This is a genomic window from Pseudomonas sp., from assembly GCF_037994325.1.
In the GTDB taxonomy this organism is placed as follows: Bacteria; Pseudomonadota; Gammaproteobacteria; order Pseudomonadales; family Pseudomonadaceae; genus Aquipseudomonas.
This window is the reverse complement of record NZ_JBBNAH010000258.1, coordinates 1-4517: the sequence shown is the minus strand read 5'-3', so window position 1 is coordinate 4517 and position 4517 is coordinate 1. Positions and strand designations below refer to the sequence as shown.

The 4517-nt window shown below is 59.7% G+C and carries 5 protein-coding genes; all 5 read right to left on the bottom strand.

The features are described 5' to 3' along the window. Positions 1–59: 59 nt before the first annotated feature. Positions 60–1373, bottom strand: a complete 1314-nt coding sequence (locus tag AAAB16_RS08810; RefSeq protein WP_340662995.1) for a urate hydroxylase PuuD — start codon at positions 1371–1373, stop codon at positions 60–62. A 47-nt stretch (positions 1374–1420) separates the two neighbouring features. Beyond that, entirely contained in the window at positions 1421–1924 is a 504-nt protein-coding gene (locus AAAB16_RS08805) for an ureidoglycolate lyase (protein ID WP_340662994.1), read from the bottom strand. A gap of 149 nt (positions 1925–2073) precedes the next feature. Next, positions 2074–3069, bottom strand: coding sequence for an allantoicase (gene alc / locus AAAB16_RS08800; RefSeq protein ID WP_340662993.1), 996 nt, complete (start codon positions 3067–3069; stop codon positions 2074–2076). 51 nt (positions 3070–3120) lie between these two features. After that, on the bottom strand, positions 3121–3636 hold the full coding sequence (gene uraD, locus AAAB16_RS08795) for a 2-oxo-4-hydroxy-4-carboxy-5-ureidoimidazoline decarboxylase (protein WP_340662992.1): 516 nt from the start codon (positions 3634–3636) through the stop codon (positions 3121–3123). Further along, positions 3633–4517: allantoinase PuuE (gene puuE / locus AAAB16_RS08790; protein ID WP_340662991.1), on the bottom strand; the 885-nt coding region annotated here is incomplete at its 5' end. The genes uraD and puuE, both read right to left, overlap by 4 nt.

The window sequence follows — 4517 nt, the reverse complement described above, 5'->3', positions numbered from 1 at the left end:
GGATCGGCGAACGGCGATCATGTCGGCATTCTGGGTCCCCGCCTACGCGGGAATGACGGTTAATTCACCTGCGCCCCCTTGGCAATCCAAGCCCCAATCAGCTCGCGCTCTTCCGGGGTCATCTTGGTCAAGTTGCCCAATGGCATCGCCTGGGTTGCCACAGCCTGCGCTTGAATGCGTGGCGCCATCTGCTGGATCTGCGCGGGGGTATCAAACATCACGCCAGCGGGTGCCGCGCTGAACATGCTGTTGGTGGGGGTGGCCGAGTGGCAGACCGAGCAGCGCACCTGAATCACCTCATGCACTTTTTCAAAGCCGGCATCGCCGGCTGGCGCGGTGGCTTGGGCAACCGGTTGCTCAGCCGGGGCCGGCTGCTTGGCTGCTTCTTCTGCCGCTTCCTTGGCCGTCTTGCCGCCAATGGCGGTGGCCGGCAGCGGTTGGTATTCCATTTTGGCTTGGGTGGCAGCCGGCGCGGTGGTCAGGGCGGGGCCGGTAACAAAGGCCAGGCAGATCATGCCCAAGGCGCCAGCGGGCAAAGCCCAGGCGAAGCTTTTGCTGTGGTGACGGGTGTTGAAGTAGTGGCGCACGATCACAGCCAGCACCGCGATGCCCGCCAGGATCAGCCAGTTGTACTTACTGCCGTAGGTGCTCGGGAAGTGGTTGCTGATCATGATGAACAGCACCGGCAGGGTGAAGTAGTTGTTGTGCCGCGAACGCAGCAGGCCTTTCGCCGGCAGGGCCGGGTCGGGGGTGCGGTTTTCTTCGATGGCTTTTACCAGCGCGCGCTGCGCCGGCATGATGGTGCGGAACACGTTACCAACCATGATGGTGCCGATAATGGCGCCGACATGGATATACGCACCGCGGCCGCTAAATACATGGCTCAGACCAAACGATGCGGCCACCAGCAGCACAAACAACACCAGGCCAAGTAGCGCCGGTTGCTTGCCTAACGGCGAGTCGCAGAGGAAGTCGTAGATAAACCAACCGCTGACCAGCGAACCAATGCCGATGGCAATGGCGGTGGACGGCGCCATGTCGCTGCCCGGCAAGATCAGGTACAGCGAGGGGTTGAGGTAGTAGACGATCATCAGCAGGGTAACGCCCGACATCCAGGTCCAATAGGCTTCCCATTTGAACCAGTGCAGGTTGTCCGGCATTTTTGGCGGGGCGAGTTTGTATTTTTCCAGGTGGTAGATACCGCCACCGTGGATGGCCCAGAGGTCACCGGCCAGACCATCGCGCGGGTTGACCCGGTTGAGGTTGTTTTCCAGCCAGACGAAATAAAACGACGCGCCGATCCAGGCGATGCCGACGATCATATGCACCCAGCGCACGGCCAGGTTGGCCCATTCAATCAAATGTGCTTCCACAGTGTTTACCTCTTCCCGACACCGGCTGGCCGGTAGTCGAGCTTCTCTTATTGGTGGGGGTTGAGGAGAAGGTGTTCATCCTCAGGGAAAAAATGCTCATCGCAGTTGTTGCCAGAACCGCTGCGATCAACCACCAGGAAGTCATCCCGCTTTTCGATCGTTAGCACCGGGTGGTGCCAAACGCCGCGATGGTAATTAATGCCCTGCTTGCCATTGCTGACAAAAGCACGGACCAACTCTGATTCAGGTGCATCGCCAAGTGGCGCGACCACGATCAGAAAGGGGTTGCCGAGCAGCGGTATAAACGCTTGGCTGCCCTGCGGATGGCGCTCCAACATGCGGATAGTCAGGGGCATCTGCAGTTTTTCAGCGCTGAAAATACTGATGATGGCCTTGTCATCCGGCTGCGCGGTCTCAACCGTTGCCAGCTTGTGATAGCGGCGGGTGGAGCCGTTGTTGATCATGAAATAGTCGCTGCCCTCGGTTTCAATCACATCGCCAAAGGGGGCGAAGGCTTCTTTGCTGAGCGGTTCGATGATCAGTGTGCGCATGTTGTTTTCTACATTGTTCGTAAGTTAAGACTCCCCTCTCCCGCGAGCGGGAGAGGGGTTGGGGGTGAGGGCCGGGGCAGACGATGTGTTATGCCTAAAAAGCCCCTCACCCTAACCCTCTCCCAGAGGGAGAGGGGACTGAGCGCGTTTTACTTCGCCACCTTGCCAAACAACCGCAGCCGGCTAACACCACCATCCGGGAACACATTCAAACGGATATGGGTGATCGGCCCCAGGGCTTTGATCTGCTCGGCAAATTCATGCTCTTGGTGCATGTGCAGTTTCTGGCTGGGCAGCAGTTCGCGCCAGAACAGGCTTTGGGTTTCGATCTGGCTGTCGGTGCCGCCTTTGACGAAAGCGCCTTGGATCGAGCAGCTGTCCGGGTAGTTGCCTTTGAAGTGCAGGGTGTCGACGACGATGCGTTCGATCTCGCCTGGGTGGCCGAGGGCGACGATCACCCAGTCATTGCCAGGGGTACGACGGCGCGCGGTTTCCCAACCGTCGCCCATGTTTACGCCACGGCCTGGGTTGAGGATGTTGCTCATACGGCCGAAGTGCTCATCCGAGCAGGCCAGGGCACGGCCGCCGTTGAGGGCGCTGGCCAGGTCAACTTGTTCGTTGTCGCCGGTGTTGGACCAGTCGCGGAACGGAATGCCATATACGCGCAGACGGGCCACGCCGCCGTCCGGGTAGATGTTAAAGCGCAGGTGGGTAAAGGCCTGGCTGTTGGCGATTTCGTGGTAGTGGTGGCTGTTGCCTTGCAGCTCAACGGCGCTTAGTACTTCGGTCCACTCGGTGCTGTCGGTTGGGTCGCCTTCAGCCAAAAAGCAGGCTTCCAGGGACGCCGATGGCGGGAAGTTACCGGTGAAGAAACTGGTGTCGATATCCACGCCTTTGATCGAGCCGGGCACGCCCAGTTTGATCACGGCGCTGTCGTAGCCTTCGAAGCGCTTGCGGCGCGATTCCCAACCATCCATCCATTTGCCGTTGTCATCAAACACGCCTTCTTTCCATACCGCAGGGGTGGGCTGGAACAGGCGGTTGACGTCGGCAAACCAGTCGTCGGTGACGGAGAGGGCTTTGGTGCCCAGGCGGGCGTCGGCGAGGTTGACGTATTTCTCGAAGGGTACGGCGTAAGCTTTCATTGTTTGTCTGCCTATTGGGGGCGTGGGAGGTGGCGGCGTGGGAGCTAGGCCTTATAGGGCCTGAAGCCGGAACAGCGCGATCTTGTTGATTTCGGCCAGAGCCCGGGTGAATTCGGCTTCCTTGGAGTTATGAATACGCTCCTCGAAGGCCGCCAGTATCTGGTGCCGATTGCTGCCCTTGACCGCCATGATGAAGGGAAACGCGAACTTGGCTTTGTAGGCGTCGTTCAGCTCGGTGAAGCGTTGAAACTCTTCAGCCGTGCATTCGTGGATGCCAGCACCGGATTGCTCCGAGGTGCTGGCTTCGGTTAGTTCGCCCCGTACCGCGGCTTTGCCAGCAAGGTCCGGGTGAGCATTAATCAAAGCAAGCTGGGCGGCGTGATCGGCGCTGAGCAGAATATCGGCCATGCGTGCGTGCAGGCCTTGGATATCGTCGAGGCTGCTGTCAGCACCCAGGTCATAGGCCTTTTCGGCAACCCAGGGCGAGTGTTCGTAGATGTCGGCAAAGGCGGCGACAAAGGCGTCACGGCTCAGGGTTGACGGTGTCAGGGTCTGGAAGCGGCTCATTTCGCGCTCTCTTCTTTGCAGGGGTGGGTCTGGTGCCAATGCTTGGCAATATCGACGCGGCGGGCGAACCACACCTGCTCAAAGCCCTGCACGTATTCAATAAAGCGTTGCAAGGATGCCAAGCGAGCCGGGCGGCCGATCAGCCGGCAGTGCAGGCCGATGGAGAGCATTTTCGGCGCCTCGCCGCCTTCGGCGTAGAGCACGTCAAAGGCGTCTTTCAGGTAATTGAAAAAGTCGTCGCCGCTGTTAAAACCCTGCACCTGGGTGAAGCGCATATCGTTGGTGTCCAGCGTGTAGGGAATCACCAAGTGCGGCTTGCCGGTGGGGTTGTTCGGCTCCCAGTAGGGCAGGTCGTCGTCGTAGGTGTCGGAGTCGTAGAGAAAGCCGCCTTCTTCCATCACCAGGCGGCGGGTGTTTGGCCCGGTGCGACCGGTGTACCAGCCCAGTGGGCGCTCGCCGGTGATTTCGGTGAGGATGCGGATGGCTTCGAGCATGTGCTCGCGTTCTTGTGCTTCGTCCATGTACTGGTAGTCGATCCAGCGGTAGCCATGGCTGCAGATTTCATGACCAGCGGCGGCCATCTGGCGGATTAAATCGGGGTGACGCTGCGCGGCCATGGCCACGGCAAAGATGGTCAGCGGAATACCGGTTTTTTCAAACAGCTTGAGAATGCGCCAGACGCCAGCGCGGCTACCGTATTCGTACAACGACTCCATGCTCATATTGCGCGCGCCTTGCAGCGGCTGAGCGGCGACCATTTCCGAGAGGAAGGCTTCCGACTCTTTGTCGCCGTGCAGCACGTTCCGCTCGCCGCCTTCTTCGTAATTGAGTACGAACGACAGGGCTATGCGGGCATTGCCCGGCCAGTGTGGATGAGGAGG